A 16,906-nucleotide genomic window follows, 5' to 3' on the forward strand; every position below is an offset into this window, starting at 1 on the left:
AACCTTCTGGGGAGCGCAACCAAACGATGTTGCGAAATACGGGAATTGGGACCCAGACCGGAACGGCCGGCCTCGATGCGGGAGCGGCCCGTCTACGCCAAGTTCGTTTCGACAAAGCTAGCATCGCCCCGCAACTCGCCGCCTTTTAGCCGGACGCGGCCGTAAGGCAAGCCGGAGCATGGCCGTCCGCCTGCACGCGCGCAAACCCGCAACGGGTCAATGGCGATTTGGCGGAAGTCGCGGTAAGCTGCCGGCCGCCGCCACATGTGGGGTCTGCCGATGCCGAAGAAGGGAATCACGGGCCACGACGACTGGGTTCTGACCGAGGCGCTCGCAACGGCGCTGGTCGCGCTGGAGCAGCTCGAACCGCGGCATCAGCCGAACGCGCATATGGACGACATCCGCAAGCTGCTCGCGAACGGCAAGGAGCCGGCGGCGGTGAGCCTGCACCTCGCCCAGGCCAAATGCCGCCTGTTTCCCGACGTCGATCCGCTGGCGATCTACCGGGAATACGGCATCGGGGAGGAGTATGGCTGAGGACGCGCGCCTTCAGGATCGCAAGGCGCGGATGGAACGATGCGCTAGTTCTGCGAGGTTTTCAGCAGCGGGCATTCGCTCTGGCTCAAGGGGAGATAGGAATCCTCGGCGGGTATCCTCTCGACAACGTTGTAGTAGTCCCAGGGGGCCTTCACGTCCGAGGGCTTCTTGACTTCCACGAGATAGAAATCATGCACCAGCTTGTTGTCGGCGCGCAGTCGCGCTCCCGGCGCGTAGAAGTCGTCGACGGGCATTGACCGCATTTTCTCGAGGACTGCGTTGGTCTCATCCGTTCCGGCCGCAGCGGCAGCCTTCAGGTATTGCAGGACCGCCGAATAGACCGCGGCCTGTGGCGCGGTCGGCATGGCATTGTGCAACTTGTAGAACCTGTGGGCGAAGGCACGTGTCTGCTCGTTGAGGGCCCAATACCAGGCCGTGACCGTGGTCAGGCCCTTGGCCGTTTCGGGCCCCATGGCGTGTACGTCGGTCAGGAACATGAGTTCGGCGACCGCCTTCTGGGGGCCCGCATTCATTCCGAATTCGTTCCATTGCTTCATCGAGGTCACGAGTTGCTCACCCGCATTGGCGAAGGCAACCACCTTCGCCTTCGAGGCCTGGGCCTGGAGCAGAAACGAGCTGTAGTCGGCGTTTCCCAACGGATGAAACACTGCGCCGAGCGACTTGGCGCCCGTCGCCGCAAGCACGCGCTGAGACACCTCGACCATGTTGCGTCCGAACGCGTAGTCGGACGCGATGAAGAACCAGCTGTCGTACCCTTGCGACACCAGCTTCCGAACCGAGCCGGCGACCAGATTGTAATTATCGTGCAGCCACATCAGACCGGTGCGCGAACATTGCTTGCCGCCGATCTCGGTGGTGCCCACGGCCGAATAGATCACGATCTTGTTCTTGTCGCGCGCGATCGACTGGATGGCGAGGGCGACCGCCGAATTTCCGACGTCGGCCACCATGTCGACGCCATCCACGTCGAACCATTTGCGGACGATCTGGGCGCCGATATCCGGCTTGTTTTGATGATCGGCAACGACGATGTCGACCTTGAGCCCCGGCGTGGTCTTCTGAAAATCCTCGACTGCCATCTTCGCGGCGACGACGGAGCCCGGTCCGGCAAGGTCCGACAAAGGTCCCGCCTGATCGTTGATGATGCCGATCCTGACCACCCCGCCGGAGACATCGGCGGCCGCGCTCCGCCCGGCGAGCGCGACCGGCCCCAGCGTCAGGGCAAGTCCGAAGGTGAACCGCGCAAGCGGGACGCGCCATGACTGCAACTTACGTACGCGACAAGGCGCCATTGCCCCCTCCATTCCAGCATCGCGACGCATGTCAGCGATGACCTGCCCCAATGATCCCGAGTTCGATCGCCGATTTTCGCAGCGTGTTATTCCTGCTGACCGACGGCCTTCCTGACGAGCTCCAAACGCTTCGCCTGCGCAGGTGCGACCCGCTCCTTCATGGCGGCGACGATCGCAGCTGGCGCCGTGTCCGGCGAGCCGGCCGCAAACGGCGGGGCGGGATTGTATTCCATGCGGAGCTGGACCATCTCCGCTGCGGCACGGCCACGCAACATCGCGACCGGCGTGAGCGCGAAATCTATTCCGGCGGTGATGCCGCCGCCGGTGATCCGATTACGATCGATGCAGACTCTTTCGCGCGACACCGACGCCCCGAAGAACGGCAATGCGTCGGTGGCCGTCCAGTGCGTGGCCGCGCGGTAGCCCTGCAACAGACCGGCCGCACCGAGCACGAGCGAGCCGGTGCAGACCGAGGTCACGTATTTGGCGCCACTCTCCTGCCTGCGCAGAAACGCGAGGACGTCCTCATCGAGCATCAGCTCGTCGGTACCGTAGCCACCGGGAACGCAGATCACATCGAGCTGCGGGCAATCGGCGAACGTGACGGTCGGCGTCAGCGTAATCACGGAGTCGCTCGGCACCGGTTCGATGCGTTTCCAGATCAGATGCACGTTCACATCCGGCAGGCTGGAGAAGACCTGAGCGGGACCCGTGAGATCGAGTTGGGTGACGCGGGGAAAAACCAGAAGGCCGATCTGCAACGGACCCGACATATCTCCAACCTCGACATCGCGCTTGACGGTCGCAGCCTGCCATGTTGGCCTAAGGCGCGGAAACGGCGTATTTCCCTCATTTTTGGACGCGTCCATGATCGGCTTCCTGATCTTTCCTGAATTCCAGTTGCTGGACGCGGCCGGCCCGATCTCGGTGTTCGAAATCGCCAGACGTCACACACCGGACGCGCCGCAAGTGATCACCGTCGCCACAAGGCCAGGCGAGGTACGCAGTTCGTCGGGCACCGAGATGCTGGCGCGCAACCTGCGCGCGGCAAGCGCAGTCACGACGCTCTTCGTCGCGGGCGGAGAAGGCATCGAAGCGGCCGCGCGCTGCAAGACGACGATCGCGTTCATTCGGAGACTGGCGAAGCGTGGCGTGCGTATCGCCAGCGTCTGCAACGGGGCCTATCTACTCGCCGAGGCGGGACTGCTGGATGGCCGCTGTGCGACGACGCACTGGTGCTGCGCGCGCGACTTCACCGGACGCTACCCCAACGTCAGGCTCGAGCCGGACCAGATCTTCATCCGGGATGACCGGGTGTGGACGTCGGCGGGAATCACGGCCGGGATCGATCTCGCGCTCGCCATGATCACCGAGGACCACGGCGAGGAGATCTCGCAAGCCATCGCCCGGCAGCTCGTGCTCTATCATCGCCGCGGCGGCGGGCAATCGCAGTTCTCGACCTTGCTCGAATTGAAGACGCCGAACGGCCGCTTCGGCAGCCTGCTGTCGTGGATGCGCGAGAATCTGGATGCCCAGCTAACGGTCGAGGCGCTCGCCGAACGGGCGGGCCTGAGCTCACGGCATTTCGTCCGCTCCTTCATCGCCGAAACCGGATCAACACCGACCAAGGCCCTCGAACGCTTGCGGGTCGAGGTCGCACGCGAGCGGGTGCAGTCCTCCGGAGAGACGATCGAGCGCGTCGCGCAGTCCACGGGCTTTCGCGACCCCGAGCGGATGCGCAGAGCCTTCATACGCGCATTCGGTCAGCCGCCGCAGTCCCTGCGACGCTCCGCCCGAATTGCATGAGGTGTGCAGAGAAGCGCGCTAGGGTCCGCCCGCGACCGATCCCGCGATCACCATGACGAGCGCGCCAAGGTCGATCCTGCCGTTGACGGTCAGCTCCTCCGAGCGGTTCGCATCATTTGCGCCCTGAACCCTCAGCGATTGCGGCCGGTCGGCGGCCTGGCGCTTCAATTCGTCGATGATGGCTTCCTTGAGCTTCTCTTCCAGCATGGGCGCCTCCTCAGGCCGCCATCGCACGGCAGGATTGAGCGCACGAGCGGCACATCGCGACGCATTCGTCCATGCCGCCGATCCGCTCGCAATCCTCGGCGCACTCGCGGCAGATCTCGGCGCACTCACCGCAGGTGTGCTTGTGATGCGGCGTGTTGATCAGCATGAAATGCGCGGCGGTCCGGCACATCTCCGCGCAGGCCATCATCAGGCGGAAGTGCTTCGGCTCGACGTGCTTGCCGCCGGTTTCCAGGCAGTGATTCATCGCCGTGCCGAGGCATGTCCGGTAGCAGCTCATGCAGAGGTCGATGCAGCGGGTCATGTCTTCGGATTGAGCCATCGGTTGTCTCCAGTTGCGCGCCCCACTTCGATCGACCAAAGCGCAGCAACGCGCTTCGTTCCAGGTTCCGTTCGGTCGTGACGGGACCGGCTATGCAAAGCGCTGCGGCAGGCTGTTGTGGATCGTGCAGGCGGCAACCGCTGCGTGGCCGAACGCGACCGAGATCTGGTGCAGGTCGGTGACGACGTCGCCGATGCCGTAGAGCCCGCGAACCGAGGTGCGCTGGTGGTCGTCGACCTTCAGATAGCCTTCGCCGGTATGTTCGGCGCCGAGCGCCACCGCGAGCTGCGAGCGCACCTCCGCGCCCATCGCAGGATAGATCGTGTCGAATTGCGCCGTGCGGCCGTCGGCGAACACGGCTTCTAGCAGCTCGTCTCTCCGCCTCAAGTGGAGGTCGGGCGCGAACACGAGATCGACACCGGCCTCGGCCAGCCGTGACGCTGCGGCCTGATCGTCGTCAGCCTCCGTTGCGAGCAGCGTGACGTCGCGCGAATAGCCGCGCAGGAACAGCGCCTTTGCGGCGGCCCGCGCGAGCGGGCCGACGACGCCGATGCGGCGGCCGGTCGCCTCGAAGGCGTCGCAGACCGGGCAGTAGCGCAACAGGCCGTCCGCGACGGCGACGCGCCATTCCTCGAACGGTGGATGGGTATCGACGATGCCGCAAGCGAGAACGACGGCGGCGGCCGCATGCATGCGCCCGCCCCACGTCGCCTGAAATCCATTCTCGTCCCGTTGCAGCGCGGTGACCTCGGCGTTCACGCGCGTGACGGCGAGTTCGTCCAGCTGGGCCGACATCCGTTCGATCAGTTCAGTCCCGGACAGGCCGTGGATGAAGCCCGGGACATTGTGACTGCGTGAGATCAGCGCCGCACGGCTCGCGCCGGCGTCCACGACGCAGACGCTGCGGCGAAACCGCGCCAGATAGATCGCGGCCATCAGCCCGGCGGGACCGCCTCCGACGATCAGGCAATCGAGCGGCGGCGCGGCTGTCATTTCGGGTTCGGGTCCGCAAGTCCGGCACCGGGCTCCTGGAGCCGCCCGGCCCGCGCGAGCCGGACCGCATTGCCGAGCGCGCGCGCCGCGTTCTGCACCTCCATCTGGAATTCCCCGTCCTCGTCGAGATCGCGATGGGAGGTGGCGTACGGCTCCATGTAGCCGACATAGCCGTCGAGCTCGGCGAAGCGGCCCGCCGAGATCAGCTGCATGTCGGTCAGCCAGTCGGACAAGGCCCGGCGCACGCCCTCGGCGCCGACCGCATCGCCGTGAACGACGAGGCCGAAATGGCGGCCGGCGAGATGGCGCGGATAGGACCAGCCCTTGAGCTCCATCGCCTTGGCTTCGGCGGCATTCTTGCCGTGAGTCGCCGTCGGATCGGGATTGCCGCCATCGGCGCAGACCATGCGGTCCATCATCGCCTTGAGTCCTGAGGGCACGTGGTACCAGTTCACCGGCGTCACGATCAGGATGCCGTGAGCGGCAACCCAGAGCGGATAGATCTCATTCATCCAGTCGTGGGTCTGCCCCAGCGAGTGGTTCGGATAGCAGCTGCATGGCCAGTGGCACAGGGGCATCGCCGTGCCGACGCAGGACTTACAGGGGTGAATGGTCTTGCCGAATTCCGAGGCCAGACGCGAAAGATCGAGGATGTCGACGGCACATCCCATCTCGACGAAGACGGGCTCGGCGAGCTTCACCAGGCGCCAGGTCTTGGACATCTCGCCGGGACAGGTGTGCTCGCTGCGGGCCGAGCCGTTGATGACGAGGATCCGCGGCATCTCGTCCGCATCGTCATGCCGTCGCTGCGCTTCCAGGATTTTTGCGCGCGCATCGAGCCAGTCGAGCGCGAGATCGTAATCGGGGTCGGAGAAACCCGCGCCCGCCTTCCGTGTCAACGGCGCCTTGCGCGAATGGCTGTAGGCGTCCCAGGCCGCAGCGGTGATGGCATCGAGCTCGCGTTGCAGCGGAGCAAAGGCGGGATCGACGAACTGCCCCTTGTAACGCCGTTCGAACTCCTCGCGCGGCAACTTGACGGGCGGCATCCCCTTGCGAACGTCGGCGTCCGTCATGCTGGCTCCTGGCGAAGTCGATATCGTTCGACCAACCCGGGGCGCAGCGCGCGGTTCCCGAAGCTCTACCGGCGTGCAATCTCCTGCGGCAGTTCGAACCGCGCGATCCGCCGGTCGAGCCGCCACAGCTCGATGCGGTGGACCAGCACGAGCGCGGCAGCTTCGCGCTTGGCCTGCTCGTCGTCGTCGCAAACCAGATTGATGCATCCGAACACGTGCCCGTCCGGATCGATCTGGAATGCGCGGTAGTGCTTGATGCTTCCCATCATGATGGTCCGCGTCGGGGGGAGACGGGTGCGCTCAGCCAGTCGGTCAGGCTCGATGTCACTTCATTCTGCTTGGCGCGTCGCAGCAGCATCTCGCGTTCCCTGCCGGGCGGCAGGTTGTGCGCGCGCTCACGGGCGCTTTCGGCGAAGGCGGCCAGCCGCTCCTGGAGCGATTGGGTTTGCTTCCTGCGATTACGTTTGGCGGTCATCGTACCTACACAAAGGGGTCTCGGATCGGAGGAATGGGCCCCGGCGGGAGGATCAGGCGCCGAGGCCCGAGTTGCATTTTTCGTCAGTCGCTTGCCGGTTGGGGGCGCCCCAACCCGGCAATGTTTGTAGCTTCCGCCGCAACTGCCGGTTCCGGCATTTCACTAAGTTAACGCGCGGTGATTTTGCCGACGGACGGATCACGGCAGGACAATGCCGGAACCGAAATGCTGATTCGCATGTTCAAGAACGACTTGAAGGAGGATCATCATGGCGAAAGCAGCATGGAAGCGGCCGGGCTCACCGATCGGCCGCAAGGGACCGCGCAAGGCAAACCCTTCGTACAAGCGGCGCGCACGGCAGCCGTGGACGCCCGCGGACGTGAGCAAGCTGAAGCAGCTTGCGAAAGGCAACACGCCGACCGGCGTGATGAGCATCAAGCTTCAGCGTCCGGTCGCAGCCATCCGCAGCAAGGCGCAACGCGAAGGGATTTCGCTGAGGCCCGTCAACCGCTCGCCCTATAATCGGCGAACCAAAGCTGCGAAGCGGCGTTGATCTCAGGCACCGCCGGGTGACAACCGGACGCAACGGGGACGATGGACGTGGCGCTCATTTTTCCGGTTTCTGCCCACGACATCAGCGCATCGGTACGCGCCGACATCTAACCCGTTCCCGGCGCGTGCCACCTATGTGCACGCGCTTTCCGTGTACCAGCGACAGCGCGTCGGCCCAGCTCCACCCTAGTCCGGCGGCTGCAGGCCGGGTGATCGCAGCCACTCGCTCATCTGGGAGCCGGTTTCCGCCTGACGCGCCCTGCGCAATATCTCGTCGCGCGCCGGCCCTGGCGGAAGCGAACCGGCTTGTTCGCGCAACCGCTCAGCTTCGGCAGCCAAACGCGCCTCGAGCGGATCCGTTTGCCTGGACTTGCGCCGCGTCAACATGAGACGTTCTCCCTGCTTTCGGAGCGCGCCGTTGCGTTCTCGGTTGAGTCAGCGCCACGCCAGTTCGGCGCGGCGAAGCGACAACGTTCCGGAGACGGAACGGTTGCCAGCGTTCCGTGAAAAAGCCGCCGTCGCACAGTGGTCTGTCCGGGCGGACGTCAACGAGCCCTAGTTGTCCTGATTGTCTCGGTAAGCTTTGATTTCCGTGCGAACCATGGCGCATTCCATAATGGCCAAGCGCAGGTCAGCCACGATTTGATCGTGATGTTCGATGAGCAGTCGGCGCTCCTCTCGAAGAGCGCTGCTGACATCGATCGCGCAGGTTGCGCGTGATACGAGGGCGTCGCACATTGAAAAAAGTATAAGCGTACCGGGGAGCGCGCCATTTACGTAAGTTACTCAAAATGCGCAATTGCACACATTCTTCGCGGCTCAGGCTGGATGTTCGCAAAGATCCCGGCGCAGTAGCGCGAGTTCACGGACAAAAGACCGGTGCCCGACCGCTCGGGGCCGCCCTGCTGTTGGCGGAGCACTCGGCGAGCTGCCGTTCCAATTCGTAGCGGATCAGCCGCAATTCCTTCCTGACCTCGGCATTGAGAGCCCGCAGACGTATACTCTCTTGGATAACCCGGTCGGCGCGTTCAAGGAGAGCTCGAGTTTCAGAATGCTGGGGATTATCGAACACAGCAGCTCCCGAAAAATGCAGGCGGGAGCGCGAGATCTCTCAGCCACCGGCGCCTACGGACAGAGCCATGCCCGGTGATGCCGGTAAACTAGCTCATTTCGGCACCTGTTCCTAGTGGACAGACCTGAGAATCCCCACCGCGCCGCTGTCCTCTTTGCTCGCGGCAGGACCGCGGGTCATCCCTGCTCTGGGCCGCGCCGATAGAGTTGCAGATAGCTCGGCGAAAACAGGGCTGCGTCCTTGAGCGCCTCGAGATCCCTGATTGTCAGCGTGCGATCGCGTAACGCAATCAGTCCGGAGGCGCGCAGCTCCTGCAGCGTGCGATTGAGATGGACCACCGACAGGCCGGTGGCGTCCGCCAGGTCCATCTGCGTCACCGGCATCGCGCAGGTATTGCCCTCGACCATGCCGACGGGACGAAGCCGCTCGAAGATCTCGCAGAACAGATGCGCGAGGCGCTCGAGCGCGACGCGACGGCCAAGATTGATGACCCATTCCCGCTGGATCGCGCTATTGACGAGGGTCTCGCACAAGAACGCTTCGGCAAGCGAACGGTCGGCGGCCAGCAGGCCGTCGAAGCGCGCGCGCTTGAGCTTGGTGTAGATGGCCGGCGTCAGCGTGGCGATGGAATGATCGATGGTGGAGAGCAGGAAAGCATAGGCGTCACAGCTCTCCCCGGGTAAGATGAAGTTGACGATCTGGCGGCGGCCGTCCTCGAGCGTCTTGTAGCGGCAGAGCCAGCCCGACAATACGATGCGGACGCTATCGACAGGGTCTCCCTCCGAGATCAGGTCCTCGCCCGCTCCAGCGCGCTGCACCCCCTCGAGCATCGCATGTTCAAGCGACGCGCGCGCCTCCGGCGATAGGCGCCTCAGTGCATTCAACCGGCGAATGGCCGGCTGCACCAGGCTGCGATCGGCGGTCGTCAACAACATCAGTCAGCCACAACCGGTGTGTGGAAGGCGCGCTTGCTCAGTGGGATGGCGATCGTGCATTGCAGACCCCCCGAGTTGAAAGCCATCGTGGTGTGTCCCTTCAGCTCAAACGCCAGAGTACGCTTGAGAAGCTCGGTGCCGAAACCGTTTCGCGGCGGCGGCGACACCTCCGGCCCCCCACGCTCCCGCCATTCGAACACCAGCTGCTTGGGCTCGGTGCTTTCGTCAATGAGCCAGGAGACCTCGATGCGGCCCGATGGCCGGCTCAGCGCACCGTATTTCAGCGCGTTGGTCGCGAGTTCGTGAATGGCCAGCGCGAACGTTTCGGCGGCCTTGGGCTGGAAGCGTACCTTGGGGCCGGAAACCCGCATCTGCTCGCCTTCGCGCGCATCATAGGCCAGCAGCTCCTCGACCACGAGATATTCCAGGTCGACGCCGCCTTCAGGATCGCGGGTGACCAATGCCTGGGTGCGGGCGAATGCGTTCAGCCGGCCGTCGAGATGGGATGCATATTCCTCGACGGTGGAGCTCGTCTCGGCCGAGCGGCGCGCGATCGAGCGTACCACGCCGAGCGTATTGCGGACCCGATGCTGGAGCTCGGCCAGGAGCAGGCGCTGCCGCTCTTCGGCGCGGGTGATCGCCGTGACGTCGATGAAAGTGATGACGACGCCCGCGATGAAATTGTCGATGCTGCGGTAAGGCAGGACGCGCGCGATGTATCGGGTGCCGTCGTCCGGCGCGGTCAGCTCGCGCTCGGCGCCCCCCAGGGTGCGCGCCACGCGGCGAACGTCGTCGTAGAGCTCCTCGATAGGAATGCGCGCCTTGATATGCGAAATGGGCCGGCCCGCATCGGTTTCCACCAGATGCAAGACCTGCGTAATCGCCGGGGTGAAGGTCATCACCCGCAGATCGTTGTCGAGGAATATGGTTGCGATCTGCGTGCTTTCGAGGAAATTCTTGAGGTCGCTAGTGGCGCGGGTCAATTCCTGAACGCGGTGCGCCAGCTCGCCATTGACGGTGGTCAGCTCTTCGTTGATCGACTGCAACTCTTCGCGCGAGGTCTCGAGCTCTTCGTTGGCGGACTGAAGCTCTTCGTTGAGCGATTGGTATTCCTCGTTCGAAGATTTCAGCTCCTCGTTGGTGCTTTCGAGTTCCTCGATGGTGGCCTGGAGGCGCTCACGCGTCGCGCGTAGCTCGCTTTCGAGCCGCTCGACGTGCTCGGTACGGATGAGCGCGTTCGGCTTGCTCCGGTCGTCCTCGGCCAATTGGGCCGGTCCGTCCTTGAACAGAACGACGAAATTGCGGTGACCGCCAGCGCCCTCGTGGATCGGCTCCACCGTGATGTTCACGAGGATACGGTGGCCGCTTGCTTCGAGGTGCACCTGCTCGGCATGGACCGGCTCGTCGGTCTCCGCCGCGCGGCCGAGCGCGGTTCGCAGTTCCAGGCGGAGATCGCGATGCACGAGTTGGAGCAGGTCGAGGGTTGCGGCGCCTGCGGTCGGCTCGATGTATCGCCCGGTGCGCCCCGAAAAATGCAGGATCTGGAAATTATCGTCGGTGATGACGTAAGCGGGGGCATACCGGTCCGCGATCCGCTGCGCGCGCCGCTCCAGACCGACGTCGGGACCGAACGAGCGCACCGGCGCCACTTCCGCCGGCATCCTGCCCGCTGCGGTCGTGATCGGAAATTCCGGCGGCAGCCGCGCTCCGGTGTCGAGCTTCCTGAAAATGCGTGCGCGGCGGTCGATCGGGACGAACAGCTTCGGATGCCGCGTCACATTCTCCGAATTGCCGAGGAACAAATATCGCTCGGGCAACAACGCAAAGTGGAAGAGCGGGATCACACGGCTCTGGAGCTCTGAGTTGAGGTAGATCAGCAGGTTGCGGCACGAGACGAGGTCGAGCCTGGAGAATGGCGCGTCCTTGATGACGTTGTGCTGGGAGAAGATGCACATCTCGCGCAGCTCCTTGACCACGCAATAGGTGTCGCCCTCGCGCACGAACCAGCGCGCCAGGCGCTCGCTGCTCATGTCGGCCTCGATGGAGCTGCGATAGCGTCCGACCCGCGCGGCGGCGAGCGCCCGGCCGTCGATGTCGGTGGCGAAGATCTGCACCTGCGGCGCGGCGTCCATCCGCGCCATGTATTCACGCAGCAGGATGGCGATCGAATAGGCCTCCTCGCCCGTGGCGCAGCCGAGCACCCAGACGCGAACCTGCTGGACCGCACCCTTGCCTTCGAAGATCTTCGGGATGATCTGGGTCTCCAGCACCTCGAACTCGCGCTTGTCGCGGAAGAACTCAGTGACGCCGATCAGGAGATCGTTGAAGAGATGCTGCGCCTCATCCTTGTCGTTGCGCAGGAAGTCCACATAGGCGGGGATATCGTCGATCTGGACGACCTGCATGCGCCGTTGCACGCGGCGCAGGAAAGTGTTCTGCTTGTAGCCGTGGAAATCGTTGCCGGTCTTGTTGCGGAGAATGTCGGCGATCCGCGACAGCGAGGTTGCGGCCGCGGCCAGCACCTCGTCGAAGCCCTGCTTCTCCTCCAGCCGCTGCAGATGGCGGGCATAAACCTGGATGTGCTCGGGAATCTCCTCCGGTGGCAGCACGTAGTCCGCGATCGCCGCCGGCGCGTTGGCATCCTTGAGAGAATCGGACTCCTCGCTCGCGATCTTCTCGGCGATGGCGAGGCCGCCGTGATCCTTGAGCGTTGCGGTGCCCAGGGTGCCGTGGCCGCCGGTGCCGGACAGGATCACGCCGATGGACTTCTCGGCGCGCTCCTCCGCGAGCGACACAAGGAAGCTGTCGATCGTGGCGCGCTCGCCGGGCGCCTGTTCGGCCTTGCGGATCGCGAAACGGCCGTCCTGAATCGTGGTGATCATCCCGGGCGGGCACAGATAGACGGTGCCGCCCTCGATCGGATCGCCATGACCGGGGTCGGACAGCTTGCCGCCGTTCGAGCTTTGCACGATCCGGCGCAGCCGCGTCTCTTCGAAGGCCTCATGGTTCTGTAGCGCGAGCACGAGGGCCTGGTCAGCGCCCAGGGTCAGCTTGGCAAAGAAGCGCTCGATACTATTCAGAGCGCCAGGAGAAGCGCCAACGCCGATGACGAGCGGGGTCTTGGTCTGGCGCTCTCCTTCGACCGCTTGGTCGCCGACTTCAGTCATGTTCCTGGTAGCTCTCGTTCGCTGGTCGGGACAAAATGGGGCCCAGCCCCTGCAAATAGCAGAAATCGACCAGACCCCAACAGATCAAAGACAAAAACGTCACAGACCTCCGTCGAATATCCAAGGCGTCGCAGGCGGCTCCATCACCTGTCGGGTCTTGGCGCGCGGACTTGCCGGGCTTCGGCTATCAGCCGGCTTCCGGCCGCCCCGCCGCCAATTGCCGCTGGAGATACGTCACGCGCTGCGCGATCAGGACGCGGTGGCGTTGCCATTCGATCAAGGTCTTCTTGAGGAGCTCGACGAGTTGCTGCGCCTGGTCGGTATCGTGACCACAGGCCAGAAATTCGCGCACGCGATCCTCCTGCTTGCGGATGCGTTGGCAACCCTCCTCGATATCGCGGTCGGCCTTCACCAGAAGGCGCTGCTCGGCATCGAGCTGCTGCGATCGTTCGGCAAGGGAGATGGCCATGGGCAGCCCCTTCACGCCTCCCGCTTGCAGGCTGGAGGATCGAGCGATTGTAGCACCACCCGCCGGATCATGTCGGCATATTCTCGATATTCGGCCGCTCTCGTCTGGTACATCTCGGCGACCGCGGGCCTGCCGCTGCGCCGGCCATCGGCGGCCATGCGCTGCACCAGTTCCGCCCGCTCCTCAATGATCCGCAAGGCGACACGCAAGGCCTCGTCGACGCGTCCCTCCTGCTCCTTGGCGAGCGTATCGATCGTGAAGGCATGACCGACCTGGCAACGGAAGCGCATCGGGCGTGACTCCTTGACCTCGGACAGAACGCCCCCGCAGGCCGGACAGGTCAGCGCGACGGGATCGGCAACCGTGAACAGCTTGTCGCTGCCAATCCGGTCTCCGGCCGCAATCTCGACCTCCAGTCGGATCTCCGGCGGGATCGGCAGCGCGGCTCCGGCCTGCTCCCTGACCAGGTCGGACAGCACGTCACCCATATTTGCGCCGGGAGTGCAGAGGTCGACCGTGGTCTCCTCCATGGCGCGCCGCGGCATCTCGTCGGAAATGGCATCCGTGGGATCCTGGACCACCGCCATCCCGCCGCAGCGCTTGATCGCATCGAGGCCTGCCGCGCCGTCGGACAACAAGCCGCTCAGAAGCACGCCGATCACTCGCGGGCCATGGGTGATGGCTGCGGAGCGAAAAAGGGCGTCGATGGCCGGCCGCACCAGGTTTTCGCGCGGACCCCGCCCGAGCAGCACCCGATCCTCGGACAGCAGCAGGTGATGGTCCGGCGCGGCAAGGTAGATCTGTCCGGCCTCGATCTTCATGCCGTGTTCGGCCTGGCGAACCGGGAGCGGGCCGGCGCTCCTGGCGACCGTCGACAGAATTCCAATCCCCTGCGCCGGAATGTGCAGGACGATGAAGACCGCAGCCGGCAAATCCGGCGGCAAGCGGCTCAATATCTGCTTGAGCGGCTGGGTCGCTCCCGCCGAGCCTCCGATCACGATGATGTCGCGATTGTTCATGGAACCCGTTCTCAATTGCGCCGTTTCGCAACTAAGGCGGGCATCCTTTTTTTGTTCCTACAGGTGGAGCGAAGGGTGGAGGCACCATGTCGATATCGCGTACGCCATTCAGTCGGCCCGCGCCTTTCAGCGGGCGCAGGGTTTTCGTGGTCGAGGACGAATATTTTCTCGCCGATGACATCAGCGAGACATTCCGCGCCCTGGGAGCGGAGGTCGCAGGTCCCGCCGGTCACGTCGAGGACGCGCTCAAGATCCTGCGCGGCGGCAGCACGCTGGATGCCGCGGTATTGGACGTGAACATTCACAGCGAAATGGTTTTTCCGATCGCCCGCGAACTGAGGGCGCGCAAGGTGCCCTTCGTGTTCACCACCGGGTATGAAAAGGTCACCGTCGGCCCGGAATTTCAGGACGTCCCGCTCATTGCGAAGCCGATCGATCTTGACGTGATGGCACTGAAGCTGGCCGCGCTGATCGCCGATCCGGCGGATGGATGAGGCAGGCAATCAGAACAGACGCGCGAAAGCGATCCAGGCGGTGACTGCCAGGCACAGGAGAACCGCGGCATAGGGCAGCGCGATGCGCAAGACAGCCTCCAACACAGCCTCCTGGCCCTCAAGTCATCATCATCCAGACGATTGCGCCCATCATCACGAGAAACCCCGTGATCGCGGTCGCGACAAACGCCTGTTCGATGCGATCCATTGCCCAGCCCCCTATCCAGCGAGCACAGCTTGACTGGCTTGGGGGCCGAACGCATTAGGGTATGTGAATCGGCCCCCGGCGCTTTGTCAAATGCCGAGTGCCGAGCCGGCCACGAAAAATGGCAGCGGGGACGTCAGGTTTTTGCCGTACCCGGCTCCGCCATCTTGCGATGCTGCTTGGCCAACATCTCGTTCGGCGTGACGTTGGCGACCGTTGTCTGGATCTTGTTCTTCATTCCGGTGACGATGTCGGCTTCCCCGCGCAGCATCGCATCGAAACCGGCCTTGGCGACATCATACGCGCCGTCCTTCTTCTCGGTGCCGACCTTGGTATCCATCATGTCGGCGCGGCGGAAAAACTCTGTCTCCGTCGCGCCCGGCATCAGGCAGGTGACGGTCACGCCGCTGTCGCGCAGCTCCTCACGCAGCGCGAACGAGAAGGAATCGAGGAATGCCTTGCTGGCGTTATACGCCGCCTGGAAACTGCCCGGCGTGAAGCCGGCGATCGAGCCGGTGATCAGGATGCGACCGGCGTTGCGGCGGAGCATCTCGTTGCCGGCGCGGTGGATCAGATACAGCGTGCCGGTGATGTTGGTGTCGATGAGGTGCTTCACCCTGGCAAAATCCTGGTCAAGGAAAGCCTTGCCGAGGCCGACCCCGGCATTGGCCAAAAGCGCGTCGATCGGCCGGTCGCCCACCGCAGCGCAGAGCTTGTCGACGCCTTCGGTGGTGGCGAGATCAGCCTGGACCGGCTCCACGCTGCCGCCGAGCCGGCGGAGATCGACGGCGACCCTTTCGATCTGAGGCTCGTCCGCAGCGATGACGAGGTTGAAACCTGCCTGGGCACAGCACCTGGCGAGTTCCAGGCCGATACCGGTGGAGGCGCCGGTGACGACGGCGAGTTGATTGGCGGGCATGCGGCATTTCCTTGGATTGAGGTGATGACGCCCAATCGCTGCCCTGCTCTCTCGTTCCTATCTGCGCGGTGCGAACAATTTGCGCGCGGCGATAGCAACCATCGTTCGTTCCTGGACTTAGATGGCAACTGGCTCAGCCGAAAGGACGGAAGATGAAGGCGCTGGTTTGGCACGGCAAGGAAGACATACGATGCGACACCGTCACCGATCCGGAGATCCAGGACCCGCGCGATGCCATCATCAAGGTCACGAGTTGCGCCATCTGCGGCTCCGACCTTCATCTCTTCCACAATTTCATTCCCGGCATGCTGCCCGGCGACATCATGGGCCACGAGACCATGGGTGAAGTGGTCGAGGTCGGCTCGGGTGTCGACGGCAAGCTCAAGAAGGGCGACCGTATCGTCGTGCCCTTCACGATCATTTGCGGCGAATGCGACCAGTGCAAGCGCGGCAATTTTTCGGTGTGCGAGACCACGAACCGCAAGCGTCATCTGGCCGACAAGGTCTTTGGACACACGACGGCGGGTCTGTTCGGCTATACGCATCTGACCGGCGGCTATCCCGGCGGCCAGGCTGAATATCTCCGCGTGCCCTTTGCGGATGCGACCCACATCAAGGTGCCCGCGGGCATTCCCGACGAGCAATTGCTGTTCCTCAGCGACATCTTCCCGACCGGCTGGCAGGCGGCCGAGCAATGCGACATCGAGCCCACCGATACGGTTGCGATCTGGGGCTGCGGCCCGGTCGGACAGATGGCGATCCGCAGCGCCATCCTGCTCGGCGCCAACCAGGTGATCGCGATCGACTGCCTGCCCGAGCGGCTCAGCATGGCGGAGGCCGGCGGTGCCACCACGATCAATTTCGAGACCGAGAGCGTACTGGAGCGGCTCAAGGAGCTGACCGACGGCAAGGGCCCGGAGAAATGCATCGACTGCGTGGGAATGGAGTCGCATGTCATGGCGTCCCTGCCCGACACGCTGCTCGACCGCGCCAAGCAGATGGTGATGGCGGAGAGCGACCGGCCTCACGTGCTGCGCGAGATGATCTATGTCTGCCGGCCGGGCGGCATCATCTCCGTGCCGGGCGTGTACAGCGGTCTCTCCGACATGCTTCCGATGGGCGCCTTCATGAACAAGGGGCTGACGATGCGCACTGGCCAGACCCACGTCAACCGCTGGACCGACGACCTGCTCCGCCGCATCGAAGACGGCGAGATCGATCCCTCCTTCGTGATCACCCACACCGTCCCGCTCAGCCAAGGCCCCGAGATGTACCAGGTGTTTCGCGACAAGCGCGATTCCTGCGTCAAGGTCGTGTTGAAGCCCTGAGG

General features: G+C 64.2%; 19 protein-coding genes. 5 read left to right on the plus strand and 14 right to left on the minus strand.

Annotation, left to right across the window (positions count from 1 at the left end):
• Window positions 1–279 precede the first annotated feature (279 nt).
• Window positions 280–537 (plus strand): hypothetical protein, encoded by a 258-nt coding sequence (locus ACYCVF_RS30480; protein ID WP_459595184.1) that lies wholly within the window; start codon window positions 280–282, stop codon window positions 535–537.
• Window positions 538–581: 44 nt separating this feature from the next.
• Here the strand turns inward: ACYCVF_RS30480 and ACYCVF_RS30485 are convergent, their stop codons facing one another.
• Window positions 582–1,850: an ABC transporter substrate-binding protein gene (locus ACYCVF_RS30485; protein ID WP_459595183.1), complete on the minus strand. Its 1,269-nt coding sequence runs from the start codon at window positions 1,848–1,850 to the stop codon at window positions 582–584.
• Between the two features lie 86 nt (window positions 1,851–1,936).
• Complete coding sequence (locus ACYCVF_RS30490) at window positions 1,937–2,623, minus strand: DJ-1/PfpI family protein (protein WP_459606461.1); 687 nt, start codon at window positions 2,621–2,623, stop codon at window positions 1,937–1,939.
• A gap of 94 nt (window positions 2,624–2,717) precedes the next feature.
• Between ACYCVF_RS30490 and ACYCVF_RS30495 the strand changes: the two genes are divergently transcribed.
• Window positions 2,718–3,656, plus strand: a complete 939-nt coding sequence (locus ACYCVF_RS30495; protein ID WP_459595182.1) for a GlxA family transcriptional regulator — start codon at window positions 2,718–2,720, stop codon at window positions 3,654–3,656.
• Window positions 3,657–3,674: 18 nt separating this feature from the next.
• Here ACYCVF_RS30495 and ACYCVF_RS30500 read toward each other — a convergent pair whose 3' ends face one another.
• The 6 genes from ACYCVF_RS30500 to ACYCVF_RS30525 all read right to left on the minus strand — a co-directional run bounded on the left by ACYCVF_RS30500 (window position 3,675) and on the right by ACYCVF_RS30525 (window position 6,744).
• Window positions 3,675–3,863, minus strand: coding sequence for a hypothetical protein (locus ACYCVF_RS30500; RefSeq protein WP_459595181.1), 189 nt, complete (start codon window positions 3,861–3,863; stop codon window positions 3,675–3,677).
• A gap of 10 nt (window positions 3,864–3,873) precedes the next feature.
• Complete coding sequence (locus ACYCVF_RS30505; RefSeq protein WP_459595180.1) at window positions 3,874–4,203, minus strand: four-helix bundle copper-binding protein; 330 nt, start codon at window positions 4,201–4,203, stop codon at window positions 3,874–3,876.
• Window positions 4,204–4,293: 90 nt separating this feature from the next.
• Entirely contained in the window at window positions 4,294–5,196 is a 903-nt protein-coding gene (locus ACYCVF_RS30510; RefSeq protein WP_459595179.1) for an NAD(P)/FAD-dependent oxidoreductase, read from the minus strand.
• A complete protein-coding gene (locus tag ACYCVF_RS30515; protein ID WP_459595178.1) occupies window positions 5,193–6,269 on the minus strand; it encodes a flavodoxin family protein in 1,077 nt (358 codons plus the stop codon). Before ACYCVF_RS30515 ends, ACYCVF_RS30510 begins: the two co-directional genes overlap by 4 nt.
• A gap of 65 nt (window positions 6,270–6,334) precedes the next feature.
• Window positions 6,335–6,538, minus strand: coding sequence for a hypothetical protein (locus tag ACYCVF_RS30520; protein ID WP_459595177.1), 204 nt, complete (start codon window positions 6,536–6,538; stop codon window positions 6,335–6,337).
• On the minus strand, window positions 6,535–6,744 hold the full coding sequence (locus ACYCVF_RS30525) for a hypothetical protein (protein WP_459595176.1): 210 nt from the start codon (window positions 6,742–6,744) through the stop codon (window positions 6,535–6,537). Before ACYCVF_RS30525 ends, ACYCVF_RS30520 begins: the two co-directional genes overlap by 4 nt.
• A 268-nt stretch (window positions 6,745–7,012) precedes the next feature.
• On the opposite strand from ACYCVF_RS30525, the gene ACYCVF_RS30530 reads away from it, so the two are divergent.
• On the plus strand, window positions 7,013–7,297 hold the full coding sequence (locus ACYCVF_RS30530) for a hypothetical protein (RefSeq protein WP_459595175.1): 285 nt from the start codon (window positions 7,013–7,015) through the stop codon (window positions 7,295–7,297).
• A gap of 185 nt (window positions 7,298–7,482) precedes the next feature.
• Here the strand turns inward: ACYCVF_RS30530 and ACYCVF_RS30535 are convergent, their stop codons facing one another.
• From ACYCVF_RS30535 to ACYCVF_RS30555, 5 genes are all read right to left on the minus strand, one after another.
• Complete coding sequence (locus tag ACYCVF_RS30535) at window positions 7,483–7,683, minus strand: hypothetical protein (RefSeq protein WP_459595174.1); 201 nt, start codon at window positions 7,681–7,683, stop codon at window positions 7,483–7,485.
• Between the two features lie 861 nt (window positions 7,684–8,544).
• Window positions 8,545–9,303, minus strand: a complete 759-nt coding sequence (locus ACYCVF_RS30540) for a Crp/Fnr family transcriptional regulator (RefSeq protein WP_459595173.1) — start codon at window positions 9,301–9,303, stop codon at window positions 8,545–8,547.
• Complete coding sequence (locus tag ACYCVF_RS30545; RefSeq protein ID WP_459595172.1) at window positions 9,303–12,470, minus strand: CheR family methyltransferase; 3,168 nt, start codon at window positions 12,468–12,470, stop codon at window positions 9,303–9,305. The genes ACYCVF_RS30540 and ACYCVF_RS30545 overlap by 1 nt, the downstream gene beginning before the upstream one ends.
• 187 nt (window positions 12,471–12,657) lie before the next feature.
• Window positions 12,658–12,939, minus strand: coding sequence for a hypothetical protein (locus ACYCVF_RS30550; protein WP_459595171.1), 282 nt, complete (start codon window positions 12,937–12,939; stop codon window positions 12,658–12,660).
• Window positions 12,940–12,950: 11 nt separating this feature from the next.
• The gene (locus ACYCVF_RS30555; RefSeq protein ID WP_459595170.1) at window positions 12,951–13,958 is read right to left on the minus strand and encodes a chemotaxis protein CheB; all 1,008 of its coding nucleotides are present in this window, start codon (window positions 13,956–13,958) and stop codon (window positions 12,951–12,953) included.
• Between the two features lie 86 nt (window positions 13,959–14,044).
• Here ACYCVF_RS30555 and ACYCVF_RS30560 point away from each other — a divergent pair, with 86 nt between their 5' ends.
• On the plus strand, window positions 14,045–14,452 hold the full coding sequence (locus ACYCVF_RS30560; protein ID WP_459595169.1) for a response regulator: 408 nt from the start codon (window positions 14,045–14,047) through the stop codon (window positions 14,450–14,452).
• A gap of 341 nt (window positions 14,453–14,793) precedes the next feature.
• On the opposite strand, the gene ACYCVF_RS30565 is transcribed toward ACYCVF_RS30560, so the two are convergent.
• Window positions 14,794–15,576 carry an SDR family NAD(P)-dependent oxidoreductase gene (locus ACYCVF_RS30565; protein ID WP_459595168.1) on the minus strand — a complete coding sequence of 261 codons (783 nt, stop codon included), beginning with the start codon at window positions 15,574–15,576 and terminating at the stop codon, window positions 14,794–14,796.
• 152 nt (window positions 15,577–15,728) lie between these two features.
• Here ACYCVF_RS30565 and ACYCVF_RS30570 point away from each other — a divergent pair, with 152 nt between their 5' ends.
• Window positions 15,729–16,904 carry a zinc-dependent alcohol dehydrogenase gene (locus ACYCVF_RS30570; protein ID WP_459595167.1) on the plus strand — a complete coding sequence of 392 codons (1,176 nt, stop codon included), beginning with the start codon at window positions 15,729–15,731 and terminating at the stop codon, window positions 16,902–16,904.
• Window positions 16,905–16,906: the final 2 nt, after the last annotated feature.

This window comes from Bradyrhizobium cedriense (genome assembly GCF_054602315.1).

Excerpts from the sequence above, each read along its gene's own strand:
- ACYCVF_RS30480 (WP_459595184.1), top strand. The coding sequence starts at position 280 with ATGCCGAAGAAGGGAATCACGGGCCACGACGACTGGGTTCTGACCGAG.
- ACYCVF_RS30485 (WP_459595183.1), bottom strand. The coding sequence starts at position 1,850 with ATGGCGCCTTGTCGCGTACGTAAGTTGCAGTCATGGCGCGTCCCGCTT.
- ACYCVF_RS30490 (WP_459606461.1), bottom strand. The coding sequence starts at position 2,623 with ATGTCGGGTCCGTTGCAGATCGGCCTTCTGGTTTTTCCCCGCGTCACC.
- ACYCVF_RS30495 (WP_459595182.1), top strand. The coding sequence starts at position 2,718 with ATGATCGGCTTCCTGATCTTTCCTGAATTCCAGTTGCTGGACGCGGCC.
- ACYCVF_RS30500 (WP_459595181.1), bottom strand. The coding sequence starts at position 3,863 with ATGCTGGAAGAGAAGCTCAAGGAAGCCATCATCGACGAATTGAAGCGC.
- ACYCVF_RS30505 (WP_459595180.1), bottom strand. The coding sequence starts at position 4,203 with ATGGCTCAATCCGAAGACATGACCCGCTGCATCGACCTCTGCATGAGC.
- ACYCVF_RS30510 (WP_459595179.1), bottom strand. The coding sequence starts at position 5,196 with ATGACAGCCGCGCCGCCGCTCGATTGCCTGATCGTCGGAGGCGGTCCC.
- ACYCVF_RS30515 (WP_459595178.1), bottom strand. The coding sequence starts at position 6,269 with ATGACGGACGCCGACGTTCGCAAGGGGATGCCGCCCGTCAAGTTGCCG.
- ACYCVF_RS30520 (WP_459595177.1), bottom strand. The coding sequence starts at position 6,538 with ATGATGGGAAGCATCAAGCACTACCGCGCATTCCAGATCGATCCGGAC.
- ACYCVF_RS30525 (WP_459595176.1), bottom strand. The coding sequence starts at position 6,744 with ATGACCGCCAAACGTAATCGCAGGAAGCAAACCCAATCGCTCCAGGAG.
- ACYCVF_RS30530 (WP_459595175.1), top strand. The coding sequence starts at position 7,013 with ATGGCGAAAGCAGCATGGAAGCGGCCGGGCTCACCGATCGGCCGCAAG.
- ACYCVF_RS30535 (WP_459595174.1), bottom strand. The coding sequence starts at position 7,683 with ATGTTGACGCGGCGCAAGTCCAGGCAAACGGATCCGCTCGAGGCGCGT.
- ACYCVF_RS30540 (WP_459595173.1), bottom strand. The coding sequence starts at position 9,303 with ATGTTGTTGACGACCGCCGATCGCAGCCTGGTGCAGCCGGCCATTCGC.
- ACYCVF_RS30545 (WP_459595172.1), bottom strand. The coding sequence starts at position 12,470 with ATGACTGAAGTCGGCGACCAAGCGGTCGAAGGAGAGCGCCAGACCAAG.
- ACYCVF_RS30550 (WP_459595171.1), bottom strand. The coding sequence starts at position 12,939 with ATGGCCATCTCCCTTGCCGAACGATCGCAGCAGCTCGATGCCGAGCAG.
- ACYCVF_RS30555 (WP_459595170.1), bottom strand. The coding sequence starts at position 13,958 with ATGAACAATCGCGACATCATCGTGATCGGAGGCTCGGCGGGAGCGACC.
- ACYCVF_RS30560 (WP_459595169.1), top strand. The coding sequence starts at position 14,045 with ATGTCGATATCGCGTACGCCATTCAGTCGGCCCGCGCCTTTCAGCGGG.
- ACYCVF_RS30565 (WP_459595168.1), bottom strand. The coding sequence starts at position 15,576 with ATGCCCGCCAATCAACTCGCCGTCGTCACCGGCGCCTCCACCGGTATC.
- ACYCVF_RS30570 (WP_459595167.1), top strand. The coding sequence starts at position 15,729 with ATGAAGGCGCTGGTTTGGCACGGCAAGGAAGACATACGATGCGACACC.